This window comes from Clostridium sp. M62/1, from assembly GCF_020736365.1.
Classification (GTDB): Bacteria; Bacillota; Clostridia; order Lachnospirales; family Lachnospiraceae; genus Otoolea; species Otoolea saccharolyticum_A.
Genome location: NZ_CP085988.1, coordinates 2263916 through 2279092, shown reverse-complemented (window position 1 = coordinate 2279092; position 15177 = coordinate 2263916). Strand labels below are relative to the sequence as shown.

Annotated in this window: 16 protein-coding genes and 1 riboswitch; of the genes, 4 read left to right on the top strand and 12 right to left on the bottom strand. The window is 48.2% G+C overall.

Features of this window, described 5'->3' with window-relative positions:
• Positions 1–47: 47 nt before the first annotated feature.
• On the bottom strand, positions 48–2045 hold the full coding sequence (locus LK436_RS10635; protein WP_166460494.1) for an NlpC/P60 family protein: 1998 nt from the start codon (positions 2043–2045) through the stop codon (positions 48–50).
• A gap of 299 nt (positions 2046–2344) precedes the next feature.
• Here LK436_RS10635 and LK436_RS10630 point away from each other — a divergent pair, with 299 nt between their 5' ends.
• From LK436_RS10630 to LK436_RS10615, 4 genes are all read left to right on the top strand, one after another.
• Entirely contained in the window at positions 2345–2746 is a 402-nt protein-coding gene (locus tag LK436_RS10630; protein WP_008398215.1) for a pyridoxamine 5'-phosphate oxidase family protein, read from the top strand.
• 12 nt (positions 2747–2758) lie between these two features.
• Positions 2759–2878, top strand: a riboswitch (FMN riboswitch).
• A 399-nt stretch (positions 2879–3277) separates the two neighbouring features.
• Positions 3278–3907, top strand: a complete 630-nt coding sequence (locus LK436_RS10625) for a 4Fe-4S binding protein (protein ID WP_008398212.1) — start codon at positions 3278–3280, stop codon at positions 3905–3907.
• Complete coding sequence (locus LK436_RS10620) at positions 3904–4686, top strand: protein-ADP-ribose hydrolase (protein ID WP_008398211.1); 783 nt, start codon at positions 3904–3906, stop codon at positions 4684–4686. The genes LK436_RS10625 and LK436_RS10620 overlap by 4 nt, the downstream gene beginning before the upstream one ends.
• Positions 4661–5512, top strand: a complete 852-nt coding sequence (locus tag LK436_RS10615) for an SIR2 family NAD-dependent protein deacylase (RefSeq protein WP_008398210.1) — start codon at positions 4661–4663, stop codon at positions 5510–5512. Before LK436_RS10620 ends, LK436_RS10615 begins: the two co-directional genes overlap by 26 nt.
• 148 nt (positions 5513–5660) lie before the next feature.
• On the opposite strand, the gene LK436_RS10610 is transcribed toward LK436_RS10615, so the two are convergent.
• The 11 genes from LK436_RS10610 to mgsA all read right to left on the bottom strand — a co-directional run bounded on the left by LK436_RS10610 (position 5661) and on the right by mgsA (position 15167).
• Positions 5661–6311, bottom strand: a complete 651-nt coding sequence (locus tag LK436_RS10610; RefSeq protein ID WP_008398209.1) for an AAA family ATPase — start codon at positions 6309–6311, stop codon at positions 5661–5663.
• 193 nt (positions 6312–6504) lie between these two features.
• On the bottom strand, positions 6505–7422 hold the full coding sequence (locus tag LK436_RS10605) for an RluA family pseudouridine synthase (RefSeq protein ID WP_044931383.1): 918 nt from the start codon (positions 7420–7422) through the stop codon (positions 6505–6507).
• Positions 7423–7588: 166 nt separating this feature from the next.
• Positions 7589–8110 (bottom strand): signal peptidase II, encoded by a 522-nt coding sequence (lspA, locus tag LK436_RS10600; RefSeq protein ID WP_008398205.1) that lies wholly within the window; start codon positions 8108–8110, stop codon positions 7589–7591.
• Positions 8111–8175: 65 nt separating this feature from the next.
• Positions 8176–9264 carry a 3-dehydroquinate synthase gene (gene aroB / locus LK436_RS10595; protein WP_008398202.1) on the bottom strand — a complete coding sequence of 363 codons (1089 nt, stop codon included), beginning with the start codon at positions 9262–9264 and terminating at the stop codon, positions 8176–8178.
• Positions 9265–9436: 172 nt separating this feature from the next.
• Complete coding sequence (locus LK436_RS10590) at positions 9437–10192, bottom strand: RNA-binding protein (protein WP_008398201.1); 756 nt, start codon at positions 10190–10192, stop codon at positions 9437–9439.
• A 5-nt stretch (positions 10193–10197) separates the two neighbouring features.
• The gene (locus tag LK436_RS10585) at positions 10198–10728 is read right to left on the bottom strand and encodes a cell division protein SepF (protein ID WP_008398200.1); all 531 of its coding nucleotides are present in this window, start codon (positions 10726–10728) and stop codon (positions 10198–10200) included.
• Complete coding sequence (locus tag LK436_RS10580; RefSeq protein ID WP_008398199.1) at positions 10725–11429, bottom strand: YggS family pyridoxal phosphate-dependent enzyme; 705 nt, start codon at positions 11427–11429, stop codon at positions 10725–10727. The genes LK436_RS10585 and LK436_RS10580 overlap by 4 nt, the downstream gene beginning before the upstream one ends.
• 44 nt (positions 11430–11473) lie before the next feature.
• Positions 11474–12880: an HlyD family efflux transporter periplasmic adaptor subunit gene (locus LK436_RS10575; protein ID WP_008398197.1), complete on the bottom strand. Its 1407-nt coding sequence runs from the start codon at positions 12878–12880 to the stop codon at positions 11474–11476.
• Positions 12881–13212: 332 nt separating this feature from the next.
• On the bottom strand, positions 13213–13632 hold the full coding sequence (locus LK436_RS10570) for a hypothetical protein (RefSeq protein WP_008398193.1): 420 nt from the start codon (positions 13630–13632) through the stop codon (positions 13213–13215).
• A gap of 92 nt (positions 13633–13724) precedes the next feature.
• Positions 13725–14726, bottom strand: coding sequence for a D-alanyl-D-alanine carboxypeptidase family protein (locus LK436_RS10565; RefSeq protein WP_021966581.1), 1002 nt, complete (start codon positions 14724–14726; stop codon positions 13725–13727).
• 45 nt (positions 14727–14771) lie between these two features.
• On the bottom strand, positions 14772–15167 hold the full coding sequence (gene mgsA, locus LK436_RS10560; RefSeq protein WP_008398190.1) for a methylglyoxal synthase: 396 nt from the start codon (positions 15165–15167) through the stop codon (positions 14772–14774).
• Positions 15168–15177: the final 10 nt, after the last annotated feature.

Sequence of the window (15177 nt, the reverse complement as noted above, 5' to 3'; positions counted from 1 at the left end):
ACAAAAGCAACAGGTTCATCTTTTTGCTCTATTTCAAACCATTATCCCTATTCCACTAAACTCCGGTAATCAGTCCATTCCCTGTTCGTATGACTTACTGTCACGTTATTGGTATTTCCGGCGCTCTCGTGGATACATATCATATCCCCCGTCGCCTCATCCCATCCCAGAAACATAACAACATGGGCATCATCTCCTGATATAACTGCAATATCTCCCGGCTTCAGCTCCTCCTTTGTGACTGCTCTTCCGCTCTCGGCCAGACTGCTGGTGCCTGCACTTGTAATCGGGGAGCCCAGAACCGACCAGTAAACCCAGTTGATCCATCCGGAACAGTCGAGGCCTTTTAAGGTGCGCCCCATTGTGTCCGGAGATGTCAGCGAAAAGAAGTTGTTTCCGCCAAATCCAGGGCAGGCCGGTTTTCCTCCATAGTAATATGGAACCTTTCCCACGGAATCCAGCGCAAAAGCTATCAGGGACTTTCTCTCCGCCGACAGCTCATCAGGCAGGAGGCTCATATACGTTTCATATTCCTGTCTCGTAAGCGTCTTTCCAAAGGACACTGCCGGGCGGGTAAAGCCGAACTGTGCCTCCCAATCCTGGTCAGCCAGGGCACACGCCGCCTTCATGGTATCGTCATTCCACCCCGGCCAAATCAGAGTCTCTGCCATGGCAGAATAAACGGCATCTTCCGGGCTCTCCTCCTCTGCAGCTTCTGTCTCCTGTATGCCCTGAGCCAGCAAAAAAAGATTGTTCTTTTCGTCAAGGCCGTTGATACGGACAGTTACTGTGACGTCCACATGTCCCGGGCACCCTGAAAAGTTCTCTCCGTCTCCCGTCTCCTGTCCCGCCGAAGCCTGCTGTGCCATTTCCTGGCTGATGTCAGGTATCTGCTGACGATTTATCTTTTCTCCCTCTGCATTACCTGTCTTCTCGCTGTATTTGGTTTTTACTGAAACTCCTGTACCTTGGCTGTTCTCATTTTTTACCGAAACATCCCCATTTTGGCTGTTCTCGCTTTTTACTGAAGTATCCATATTTTGGCTGTTTCCATTTTTTACTGCATTTCCTGCAGCTTCGCTGTCTGCTTCATTGTCTGTATTTTCTTTGCTTACAGTTTCTCCGCTCTGTTCTCTGCTGTCTGTACTTGCCGTATGGTTCTCTACCGCCTTCGCCGCCCCTTCGTCTGTCTGAGCTTTTGGATCGGAAGCCGGCCCGGAGGGCATCTGCACTGCCTGCCCTTCAGCTGAAATCTCTGCAGCTTTTTCCTGATTCAGAGTTTCATTTTCTGGAAGCACCTCTCTCTTAGGCACACTTTCTGTTTCCCCGCTCTCCTCCTCTTCACAGCCGCCGCAGTAATAGACAGAGCCTACAGAAATATCATACTGGTGAGAAAGCTCCCACAATTTAAAGGCATAGTCTTCTGTTGCTTCATAGTCATCCCAGGAGTGGTAATAGGCATAAACACTGGCTAAGGACAAAATTTCCTGTGAGTTGGTATAGCTTTCATCTGCCTGGGCATCTCCGTCTAAAAACTGCAGATGGATGCTCGTCCTGTATGGAAGCCGGTTCAAATCATGGTAAATTCTGTACATCCACTCCTGTTCCTTCTCATTCAGCTTTTCAAAAAGCTTTCCGCCCAGAGACTGAAGGTGATGGGACGGATTGAGCAGGCAGAGCCCTCTCTGTATCTCCTGAAACATCAGATTCTCCATCCCCGCTGCATTCCCTGGCTGTGAAAAGAGATATGCCAGATTCAGACTGAGGGCAGACGGGGTGTATCCGGCTCCCATATTCGACGGCTGAAGGTGTTCCAGAAACTCCTGACAGTACCAGGCAGCCTTCTTTAGAACACCCGTTTCTTTGGCACCTGTGTCTGTGAACACTTTCGTATTCCTTCCATCTATTCTGAGGCCGGCTTCAGCACCTGCCTTTCTCACCACAGCCTCCTCTTTTAAATTTTTTTTCTCATCCTCTCCGCCTTCATTTTCCTCAAAAGCGGCAAGTCCGCTGATGTCCGTATATTGTGAAATTTTAACTGGCAAAATCGAGGCCGCCGCCAGGGTAGCGGCAGCTGCTATGTATGTTCTGAGCTGATTGGTCATATCTGTATTTCGGCGTTTCGCCTGTCTCCCATCTGTAAAACTTAACTGAAAATAACCTGTACTAATAACATATCACGAACGCTCTTTCCATATCAATCACAAATCACAAAATTTTTGAATCAGAACGTCAGGCTTTCATGGTTACAAACAGGTAACTATGCCACAATATTGTGCGTACTTCACAGTCCGCACAAAGGAGATTACAATAAGCTCATAAGAAAACACAGGAGGTATTCATCATGAACGAAGTTGTTAAATTTTTACAGGAAAATCCCGTACAGTATCTGGCTACCGTAGGCCGTGACGGAAAGGCCAAGTGCCGCCCCTTCATGTTTGCCGGTGAGCTGGATGGCAGGCTGTGGTTCTGCACCAACAGCACCAAGGAAGTCTACAAGGATATGCAGGCCAATCCCAATATTGAGATTTCTGTTTCCAGTCCGGCTTATGCGTGGATCCGTCTGAACGGCGAGGCCGTTTTCGAGAACAACATGGCCGCCAAAGAGATGTGCATCCGGAACCCCATTGTCAAGGGACAGTATGGTGAGGCGGCCAACCCGATCTTCGAGGTGCTCTACCTGAAGAACGCTCACGCTGTGATTGCCGACTTCTCCGGCAATCCGCCTAAGGAGTATGACCTGTAAGAAGAGCTTTCCAACTATCTTCGGGGCAAGGTGGAATCCCTGACCGGCAGTGATAGTCTGCGAACTGCATCAGCAGCCGAAACGGTGAAATCCCGTTGCCGACGGTAATAGTCCGGATGAGAGAAGATATGACAGGAGCAGCCCCGCAGGAATCAAACCTTGTGGGGATTGTTCCTAATCTAAATCATATCTCAATAGGAGAATCATGAAAACGATTGCCGCGCAAAAAAGAACGTCGATTCAGAATGTGCGTATGCTCGCAGTGAGTGCCGTGCTCTCTGCTATTTCTTTTGTGTCTGCCTTTTTTGAATTTTATTCTGCTTCCCGTATTTGAAGCATTCATGCCGTTGGACCAGCTGATTGCTTCTTTTGGCCAGTTTATTCCCTTCATCAGGACGAAACTCGATGTTGTGCTGTTCAGCGCGTTTCCGTTCAGTTTACTGAAAGGAATCGGTATCAGCCTTGCCACCATACCGCTTTATAAACGGCTTGCCCCGATATTAAAGGGCAGACAGAAATAGGAGATTCATCATGCAGACAAGAAATTATCTGAAATATATCGCGGAAGAAATCCATTCTTCCGCATTTGCCACTGTGGACAGCCAGGGGCGGCCCGTCACCTGCGCCATCGACATCATGGACTATGATGAAAGCGGCCTCTATTTTCTGACCGCAAAAGGGAAGAACTTTTATGACCGCTTGAAAGCCAATGAAAATATCGCCTTTACTGCCATGAAGGGAGAAGATACCCTTTCCTGCGTGGCCGTATCAGTGCAGGGCAAGGCAAAAGAAATCGGCCCGGATAAATTGCCTGACTTGTTCCGTAAAAATCTGTACATGGAGAAAATCTATCCAGATATACCCTCCCGCAGCGCTCTCACTGTGTTCAAAATCTACGAGGGGGCTGGCGAATGGTTCGACCTTTCTAAACGGCCCATAGACCGGGCCAGTTTTTCTTTCGGGGGCGCACAGGCAAAGGAAACTGGCTACTTTGTGACAGATAAATGTATCGGCTGCAAACTGTGCTACTCGAAATGTCCGCAGAAATGCATTGATATTACACAAAAGCCCGTCGCGATTGAACAGGAACACTGCCTGCACTGCGGGAACTGCTTTGAAATTTGTCCCGCAGGGGCAGTCGAAAGGAGGCAGTCCCCATGACACAGCCAATTACCCAGGGACAGCGGCTTGACTTCCTTATCCGCTGCTTGCTGAACGAAAACGAGGAATATAAAAATAGAGAGATTCCTGCCGGACAGCCGGATAAGCGTCGCCTTTTGCGAAGCCTGATGAATGTGCGGCCGCCTGTACCAGCCAGTGAAGAATTTTTGAAAGTGCAGGACGCCTATCTGCAGGAACGGCTTGCAGAGCGGGGCGTTACAGAACCGGAGAATCTAACGCCGATACAGCCGGGAATATATCTCTGGCAGGGCGATATCACCACCCTTGCCGCTGACGCCATTGTAAATGCGGCGAACAGCCGGATACTGGGCTGTTTTGTTCCCTGTCACGGCTGCATTGACAACGCTATTCACACTTACGCAGGCATACAGCTCCGTATGGAGTGTGCCCGCATTATGGCTGGACAGAGGAAAGAAGAAGCCACAGGCAAGGCAAAAATCACGAAAGCCTACAATCTGCCTTGCCGCTATGTGCTGCACACCGTGGGGCCCATCATCTACGGAACCGTCACAAAGACAGACTGTGAACTGCTGGCAGGCTGCTATCGCTCTTGTTTAAAATTAGCGGCAGCTTACGGTTTGAAGAGCGTGGCATTTTGCTGTATATCCACTGGCGAATTTCATTTTCCAAATGAACTGGCGGCAGAGATTGCCATACAGACAGTCAGGACATGGCAGCAGCAGAATTCAAACAGAATCGAGGTGATCTTCAATGTTTTCAAAGACAGCGACTATGAAATCTACAAACGTCTGTTATGATAAAATATCGCGGCTGAAACACCAACTGGATACTGCAGATGCAGTTATCATCGGCGCCGGTGCTGGACTTTCCGCTTCAGCTGGCTTTACTTATACAGGAGAACGCTTTGAAAAATATTTTGGGGACTTCATTCAAAAGTATGGTTTCCGCGATATGTATTCCGGCGGCTTCTATCCCTTTGAAACTTTAGAGGAACACTGGGCATACTGGAGCCGGTATATCTACATCAACCGCTATCTGGACGCGCCAAAACCTGTATACGGCGATCTTCTGAGGCTGGTGCGGGACAAGGACTATTTCGTGCTGACTACCAATGTAGACCACTGTTTCCAGAAGGCCGGATTTGATAAGCACAGGCTGTTCTACATACAGGGCGATTATGGCCTTTGGCAGTGTTCCAGACCCTGCAGCCAGAAGACCTACGACAACGAAGCCGTTGTCAAAAGGATGCTGACCGAACAAAAGGACATGAAAGTGCCCGGTGAATTAGTGCCCCACTGCCCCGTATGCGGAGCGCCTATGTCTATGAATCTGCGGGCAGATATGACTTTTGTCGAAGATGAAGGCTGGCACAGGGCCGCTCAGCGCTATGAAGATTTTCTTCGCCGCCATGAAAGAATGCATATTCTCTATTTGGAATTGGGCGTAGGCGGCAACACGCCGTCTATCATCAAATATCCTTTTTGGAGGATGACCTGTCAGAATCCAAAGGCCGCCTATGCCTGTGTAAATCTTTCAGAAGCCTACTGCCCGAAAGAGATTCAGAGACAGGCTATTTGTATTGAAGGCGATATAGGCAGAACTTTGAATGCGCTCCATTCCTAAAACGGCCAAGCCAGCCCATACTTTTTATCGTACACAGCAAAGAGCCGCAGGCTGAAAATCATTGAAACAATTGAAACAATGCTCAGCCTGCGGCTCTTCTTAACGGCGGTTATAAAGCTGTTTTATTTAGCTATTTTATTTAGCTGTTTTATTTCTCTGACGGTTTATTTTTCCGATACTCCATCTTTGTCTCTGCAAATGCCTTAATAATCTTCACTGCCCCTTCATAGCCAACGGCACTGCTGTTGATGCACAGATCATAGCTCTTGCAGTCTCCCCAGCGCTTGCTGGAATAGTAATTGTAATAGCTGGAACGCCTTTTATCCGTCTTAATCATAATTTCTTTTGCCTTTGAGCGCTCTATATTGTGCCGCTCCATCAGATGGCGGATTTTATCTTCCTCATTTCCGCAGATAAACACAGAAACCATTCCCGGATAGTCGGCAAGCGCATAGTCAGCACAGCGGCCCACGATCACGCAGGATTCTTCCTCGGCCAGCTTCTTAATCGCATCGAACTGTGCCAGAAAAACCTTCTGATTTAAAGGCATATCAAGATAACCGCCTCCCGAATATCCGACGGAATAGGAATCCATAATCAGAGAATAGAGAAAGCTGTTTGTAGGCTTTTCATCGTGTGATTTAAAAAGCTCTTCGCAGAGTCCGCTGTGCTTTGCCGCAAGTGTCAGCAGCTCCTTGTCATAGCACTTAACACCCAGATCATTGGCCAGCAGCTGGCCGATATGGCGGCCCGCACTTCCGCTTTCACGTCCTATTGTAATCACAAGATTATGTTTCATAATAACACACTCCCCTCTGCCCGACTACTATAATTATGCTATCTATACTGATAGTATAACGCAAATTTTCCGAAAAGTCATCTATTTTTTTGCATATAAAAAATATTTATGTGCTATTAGACAAATTTTCATAAATTGTGCACATAAAAGCTCTGTCGGAACCAGAAGGAAGATTAGATTTCTCTGACTGAGCTTATCCAATTTTTCTAAGCTTATCTAAAAGCTCGGAAAAATATTCCGGAAGAGGGGCTGAAAATTCCATATAATTTCCGGTTCTCGGATGGACAATGCCGAGCACTCCTGCATGGAGTGTCTGACCCTGCAGCTTAAAAGGGATCTTGGACGGGCCGTAGACGCTGTCCCCTAAGAGCGGATGGCCGATGCTTGCCATATGGACGCGGATCTGGTGTGTCCTCCCCGTTTCAAGCTGACATTCCACGTAGGTAAACTGGCGGAACCGTTCCAGCACCCGGTAGTGGGTGACAGCCTCTTTTCCGTTTTTCCGGTTAATACTCATTTTTTTCCGATCCACCGGATGCCGTCCTATGGGGGCGTCTACCGTCCCCTCGTCCTCCTGGATTACCCCGTGGACAATGGCAAAATATTTTCTGGTGATGGAGTGCACCTTGAGCTGCTCTGCTATTGCATTGTGGGCAAAATCATTCTTGCACACAATCAGAACACCTGTCGTGTCCATATCAATCCGATGGACGATACCTGGCCTCAAGACGCCGTTGATCCCGGAAAGCCCGTCCCGGCAGTGGTACATCAGCCCGTTTACCAGAGTCTGGCTGTAGTGGCCCGCAGCCGGATGGACGACCATTCCCTTGGGCTTATTGACCAGGATAATGTCTGAATCCTCATAGATAATGTCAAGGGGGATATCCTCCGCCTTAATTTCCGGCTCTGCCGCCTCCGGCACCTCAAATTCAATCTTCTCTCCGGCAGACAGTTTATAGCTGTTTTTGACCGTCCGTTTGTCCACCTCCACAAGCTCTGATTTCAGCAGCTTCTGCAGATATGACCGGGACAGCCCGTCACAGGCTTCTGACAGAAATTTATCAATTCTCACTCCCTGAGCCTCAGCCGGCACCACATAGCTCTGTCTCAAGCTGTTTTCCTCCTCTCAGAGGCAGCGGCCTGTATGCTGTCTTCTGCAGCCTGCCCTGCACAGACTTTTGCTGCGGCCTCTTTCTCATAGTTTTTTTCCTGGCCTTCTCTTCCCGGCCCGTTCGGTTCCTGGCCTTTTAACGGCCCCTGCGGCTGCCGCAGGCTCCTTAAACAGAGTCTGCCCTTCCCTTCTTCGATGACAGGAAGGAAAGCTCCTCCTCCGAATAGACAAAAAATGCCAGGATGATCAGCAGAAACGTAGCGATCACCACATAGCAGTCAGCCACATTGAAAATCGGAAAATCGATGAGCTTAAAGTAGAGGAAATCCACCACATAGCCCTGGCTGACACGGTCAATCATATTGCCGACTGCACCTGAAGCCAGCAGGAAAAGGCAGGCTGTCAGAGGAAGATACCTCCTGGAAGCCGGCATCCTCACCAGAGCCAAAATGACCACAAGAAGCACTGCAGCTGTAATAATAAAAAACAGAATCTGTTTTCCCTGCATAATCCCGAATGCAGCTCCCCTGTTTTCAGAATAAAAAAATTCAAACACTCCATCAATCAGCACAAAAGGCTCTTTTCCCTTCAGCTTTGCAACTGCCAGAGCCTTCGTCCACTGGTCGAAGCCTATGCTCACAATAAGGCCGGCTACAAAAAAGATAAGCTGTCTGGCTTTCTGATTCATAATTATAATCTCCCTGAATATTTATCATAGACGCCGCCGCTCTGCGTTTTTCCTTAAGATGAATTTTACCTTAAGATCAACTCAAGGGCCTCAGCCATCTCCTCCCGCGTCACCGTGCGGTCCACAAATGCCTGTCCAATCTCTCTCAGAAGAATAAAGCGGATCACGCCTGAATCCATCTTTTTGTCATTGGCTGTTGCAGCGATCACCTCATCCCGGTCAAGGCCGTCTGTGAATGTTTTAAGGCCAAACCAGGAAAGGGCATCGCAAAAGCGGTCAATCTCCTCCGTTGGGAGAAGGCCTCTTTTCGCTGAGATGTACATACCTGCGATGGAGCCCAGCGCAACACATTCCCCGTGAAGAAGCTCAAAGTTTTTCAGCTTTTCTATGGCATGGCCCAGAGTGTGGCCGAAGTTTAAAAGCATCCGGTCACCTTTCTCCTCCGGATCACGTTCTACCACGCGGCGCTTAATGTGGTTGCTCTCCACTACCAGCTCTTCCAGCGTCCCCATCTCCATGCTGCGGATTTCTTCTCTGTGGGAAAGGATCCACTCATAGTAGGCTCTGGACTGGATCAGGCCATGCTTGATTACCTCGCCCATGCCGGCGGAAAACTGCTCTGCCGGAAGGGTTTTAAGGCTTCCGATATTTTCATAGACCAAACGCGGCATGTGGAAGGCTCCCACCATATTTTTATATGCGTCAAAGTCAACCCCTGTCTTTCCGCCAATGCTGCTGTCTACCTGAGAGAGCAGCGTAGTGGGAAGCTGAATGAAAGAGACTCCTCTGAGATAGGTTGCAGCGGCAAATCCGCAGAGATCTCCCACTACGCCGCCGCCCAGGGCCGCCAGCATGTCATTCCTGTCAAACTTTCCAAGAATCAGCGTTTCATAGAGGTTTCTCACCGTATCCAGATTTTTGTTTTCCTCCCCTGCAGGAAAGACGAAGGAAATGACCTGGCGGCAGCAGGGTTCCATCAGACGCTTCACCTCCTCCAGATAGAGGGGGGCGACATTGGAATCTGTCACAATGCAGATTTTTCTGGACTGCAGATTCAGCTTTTCAAGCTCTGCCGGCAGGGCTTGAAAATCCTGTTCCAGAACAATATCATAAACCGGGTTTCCATTCATTTGTACTGTCATTCTGTTTGCCATTTCTTCACTGTTCCATTACCGGCAGCCCTTAGCGGGAAAGAAAATTCCTTGCTTCTCTTCCCATGGAGCTGGCCGGCCCTTTCTGTATTTTTGACTGAACAATCGCTAAATTATTTCTGTCCACTGTCCCTCTGCCTGCTTATGCCGTCTGCTTTGTAAGGCTCTCCTCTGGTCAGCAGTATCTTCTGACGGCTGCAAAGATCCTTCCCTTTCGTGTCTCATTCTCTGTTCCCGTGAACAGAAATTTGCCCAGGCCGCGCACAGACACAATTTCTCCTCCCTTTAGCTGCATGGAAGGAGAGACGGCCAGCTTTCCGTCTACAAATACTTTCTCTCCCTGAATGTAGGGAAGGATCTTTGGCCTGGATGTGTGATAAACCAGAGAAAGCACGTTGTCAAGTCTCGGCGATGCGATGCTTCCCCGGATCTCCTCAAATTTCTGTTCTACTCTGCAGGAGAAAGCAGGAACCGCTGTGCATGAAACGCTGGTACGCCTGACCTGTCTGAGTTCTCCGGATATATACTCTGCCATCCGCTCCAGGCAGAAAATAAAACAGCCGTCCTCATTGATCACAATGTCCCCCACCATACCACGCTCGATTCCCAGGTTCATTAAAGCTCCCAGGTAATCTCTGTGAGTAAGCCCCTCGGCAAACCGGGCATTGACCGGCTCCACCTTCAGGATACTGATCGGCAGGTTTGTTGCATCCTCCTCATAGGACGGCAGAAAACAGACAATCTTCCGCTCTGCCGGTTCATAGCCGCCTGTCATGAGATAACGCACAGGCGGCAGGCTCCGCTCGATGGAGTGAAAAACTGTCTGTTCATTCAGATTCAGAAAATCGGTATATGACGGAATATCTCGCTGGTAACAGAGAGCTGCCAGCTCCATAATCCTTTTTTTCAGTAACTGCTCTTCTTTATCCATGTTCCTTATAAGTGAAAATTAAGTCCGGCAATGTTCATATTTCCGCCTGTCGACGTCCCTGAGAGGAGCTCGCGAAAGTCACCGGACAGCTCTACAGTTTCTGGTGTGGCAATAAAAATATAGTTGGAAATCTTCTGAAGGTTTCCGTTCATGGAATAAGTTGCCCCGCAGGTAAAATCAATGATCCTCTGTGCGACTTCCATATGTATGCCCTCCATGTTCAGGACTACCGCCTTTCCTTCCAGCAGGCAGTCGCAGATCTCGTGGGAATCCTCCATGGAAACCGGCTTGATCAGAGATACTTCCATTCCCCGGCGCATGGGCACCACCTTGTTGTTGGAGGAAGGCCTTGAAAGAAATCTCGGCTTCTGCTCCGGCTCCTCCTCGTAAGCATAGTCTTCGCTGTGCTGTTTATTAAATAAACGTCTGCGGGCCGGCTTCTCCTCCTCGTATTCCTCGTCGAAGTATCCGTCATCCTCATCGGTATCTGGTTCATTTAATCGCATCGTATCCATAATCTTGTTCAAAATACTCATGCTCTGCTCTCTCCATTCCTTGTCCTGGCTCCGAAAATTCCGGTGCCGACTCTAATCATGGTTGCGCCCTCCTCGATGGCAACCTCATAGTCGCCAGTCATTCCCATGGACAGCACACTCATACTAACATTATCAATGTTTTTCCCCCTTATGTCAACATATAAATTGTATAATTTTTTAAATACTTCCCGATTATCCTCCGAATTCACTACAAATGGAGCAATTGTCATAAGCCCCTTAATATGGACATGGGGCAGCAGGGAGATTTTTCTGACAGCCTCCTCTACCTCCTCCGGGCAGAATCCGAATTTGCTCTCCTCTCCGGCCACATTGACCTCCAGGAGGATATCGATGTCGAGATCCTTCTTGGCAGCCTCCTTCTCGATCTGCTCTGCAAGCCCTACCGTATCCACAGAGTGGATCAGAACTACCTTGTCAATGACCTGGCGTACCTTGTTTTTCTGGAGGTGTCCAATCATGTGCCACCTGACGTCCTCGGGCATCTGTCCGTGCTTTTCAAGGATCTCTTGGACATGGTTCTCTCCAAAGTCCCTGGATCCGGCCTCATAGGCCTCCTGAAGCATTTCCACCGGCTTTGTCTTGCTCACAGAGATCAGAGTCACATCCTCCACTCTCCTGCCGCTTCTCTCACAGGCAAGCCGTATTCTCTCTCTTACCTCTTCCAGATTTTCTCTTATCATACACTCATCTCCCAAATGTTTATTCAGAATTTTATGAATCCTTTCTATTCATAGATGATCATGCCCTCATTAACCATGGAGGCATCCAGAACAATGTGATCATAGACAGAAAGGCCGTAGTCTGTTCCCTTTGCAATGGTGAAATACTCTCCGTTTCCGGACAGCTTCTCAATTCTCTTAAACACTGCATAGCCCTTATTTATATTGTAGACGCCCTCCAGAGGAGCTGTGGCGCCGATCTGGTATCGCTCACTGGAATCCTGCTTTACGATGTAATCTCCATTTTTAAATTCCCCTTCCTCGCCGGAATTCACGTAGTAGTATTCGTCCGTAGCATAGTAAATCTCCGCCGGTGTAAATACAATAGAAGCCTCGCCGCTGTCAGAATATACTTCCCTGTAAAAGCCGGTCTGCGTCACATCGCCGTCGCCTCCGGCGGCAATAAAGTCCACAGGAATTGTAAAAAAGTCTTTCGTAGTTACGGCTGTCGCCGGAATCTTGAGCCCGTCCTCCTCCTCCGAAATTACCTCGAAATCCACAAAACGGTCAGACACAAACTGAACCATAAATTTGCTAAAATCGAGTTTTCCGTAGGACCCGCCGTCAGATCCGGTAATCTGAGAGTAGCTGCCCGACAGTGTCAGGCCGTTTCCGGTAAACTTGACCTTCAGAGTCTCCTTGTCCGCATACTCCGCCTTGTCCTCCTCGCTCAGCGGAAACAGAAGGGACCAGTTCTCCGAGGTGACAATCTTGTAAATCGGCGTTCCGGCCTCCACAAGCTGTCCGGCCTGCCCCACTGCCTTTTTATAGTTCTCCTTCTTGAAAGAGTCAGACGTCACATCTGTGGGCGCCATCCCCTCATAGGAGTCAATGGCGTAGGAGATGATTCCTGCCTGATCGCTGTATATCTGTTTAAAGTTGATTCCTCTGGCCTGAAGCTCAGCGTCCAGATCTTCCAGCGCATTGAAATTTACAAGCTCTGCCACAGAGGCATCAAGAGAATATTTTTCATCATAGACGGAGGAAAAATCGGAATCATCATAAGACAGGCACAGAGAACTGAGCCGCTTCTTGATGGAAGACAGATTTTCGTCTGAAAAAGCCTGTCCCTCTTCCTGACTCTCTTCCAGGTATTTCTCCAGCTCTCCCGTTTCATCCAGCGAGTAGATTCGGGAACCTGCAGCGGCCCGCTTGCCCTCCCGTATGTAGTAATTGACATATCCGGACTGCTCCGCGGTTTTCACCGCTTCATCTCTCAGTATCAGACCCGTATATGTTTTATCATTGACAATGCTCCCCTCCACTACCTCATAAAACTGAATCTTATCCCTGCCTACATATTTGATGACAGAATAAGCCATGTAGATAAATATGAGGAGAAAGATCAATGTGCCTATATTAAAGTTATTTCTTGGTCGTCTGTACGGTACTACCTTTTTTGTCTTGGCCATGATATGAACCGTGCTCCTTTCCCTATGTATTATAAAAGGAATCGGAAAAAAGTTCAAGACAATTCAGGAAATAAGCCTCTGTCCCGCAACAGCTCAGACTCCTGCTCTGAGGCTCAGACCAGATTATCCGCCTGTCCCTGTACATGAATATTCATGCTTACTCCGGACGTCCTCAGATTCCAACTAAAGGGAGTGCTGCATCGGCAGCACTCCCTTTTCCTTTGTACCCTGTATTCTGTAATATTCCCGGATTGTCCGGATGACATGTACTTTCTTTTCTGAGCTAAATTAGCAAAAATTATGCTATCAAATTGTTTTCTGATTATTATGTTTTATAATGAAACAACTACACTTGATTTTGCGCACTCCGGCAGATGATCCGCATCAACAGATACGCTGAGCACAAATGTAAGATGATATTTTTCGCTGATGTCCTGCAAAGTCTTAAAGGTTTCTTCGATACTCTCCCCCTCTAAGGAAGCCAGCTTCAGAAAGCTGTCAAAGTACATCTGCTCTAAGTCATGATCCTGTGAAATGATACCGCAGATGAAGCCGATGAAGCCCTCACTTGAAGTGATGGGGTACTCATTCACATTGATTAAACGGATTTTGTTGTTCAGCTCATACATATGCTTGGAGCTTTTGTCAAGATAGACGATGGAACCTGTAGATTCCTTTACTGCTGTGTTAGCCATATCAAGCAGGTATTTTGTTTTGCCTTTTCCCTTGTTTCCCGCAATAATCTGAACCATATCAAATCTCCTCCTTGGACTTTATTTAATTTGTATAAAAACTCTTTTATTATATCTCCAATTATAGTATAAATGTCTAAAAAACGCAATCACTAATCGACAATTTTAGTAATTATATTTGTCATGTTATCGTAAAGTCCCTGACGGTTCTCAGCTTTCAGCACAACGGATATATATTCCCTGCCGCTTTCGTCCCTCTCGGCCATGATCAGACAGTAGCCGGCGGCCTGAGTGGTTCCTGTTTTTCCTCCCAAGACGGTAACCCCCTGAGGAGCCTTCTCTTCCCCATTCTGATACCAGTTTCCCACTTTCCAGGTCTTTGAAACCGTATTCCCGTCTGCATCCCTGTAGGATGCCGTGTAGGAATCCGCTCCGATAACCTCCCTGAATTTCGGCAATTTAAGAGCCTCGTTAAAAATCAGATAGAGATCATAGGCCGTGGTGTAGTGCTCCGGATCGGTGAGTCCATTGGGATTTTTAAAATGAGTGTGGGTGGCTCCCAGCTCCCTGGCCTTCTCATTCATGCGCTCAGCAAAGGATTCCAAGCTGCCTGACATATGTACTGCTATGGCATTTGCCGCATCATTTCCCGAGGGGATCATAAGACCATACAGGAGCTGCTCCATCGTCAGCGTATCCCCTGGCTTGATCCCTGCAAGAGAAGCCCCAGCTTCTGTGATCACGGCATCCTGGGTTACAGTCACTTCATCGGAAAGCTCTCCTTCTTCAATGGCCAAGATGGCAGTCATCACCTTCGTAATACTGGCAGGATACAGTTCTTCAAAGACATTTTTGCTGTAGAGGACCGTTCCGTCTGTAATATTAAACAGCGCTCCGGCCTCAGCAGTCAGCTCTGTACCTGCATCTTTTGTCTCCCCGTCAACGACACAGAGAGCAGAGGCAAATAGCGGGGCCAGTGAGGCTGAGCCCTCCGATACCCCCATATTCCCCGACCTGTCGGCAAAAGAGTACGGCTCCTCCAGCGAGCTGCCTGAACAGCCTGAAAGGAGAACTGCGGCACTGCAGATGATGATAAGGGCAAACAGACGGCTAACTCTTTTTTTTCTATAATCGGACTTTAATAAGTGCTTCAAGTCATTACACTCCTGCTCTGGCAAAAACCTGTCTGCTGTAAAAAATTATCTGTACATCTCGCGCCATTCCAGATCACCTCTCTCAAGAGATTTGATCAGGAGCTCCGCTGTGGCCAGATTTGTGGCAACGGGAATGTTGTACATATCACAGATCATAACCACGTTGTTTACATCCGGCTCATGGGATTTGGCCGTGGACGGATCGCGAAGGAAAATTACGAGATCCATCTGATCGTGCTCGATCTGTGAGCTTAACTGCTGGGTGCCTCCCAGATGTCCCGGAAGATACTTGTATACGTTTAAATTTGTAACCTCCTCAATCAGCCTTCCCGTTGTTCCTGTAGCGTAAAGGGAATGCCTGCTTAAAATACCTCTGTAAGCGATACAGAAATTCTGCATCAGCTTTTTTTTGGAATCATGCGCTACCAACCCTATATTCATACTGAGCTAC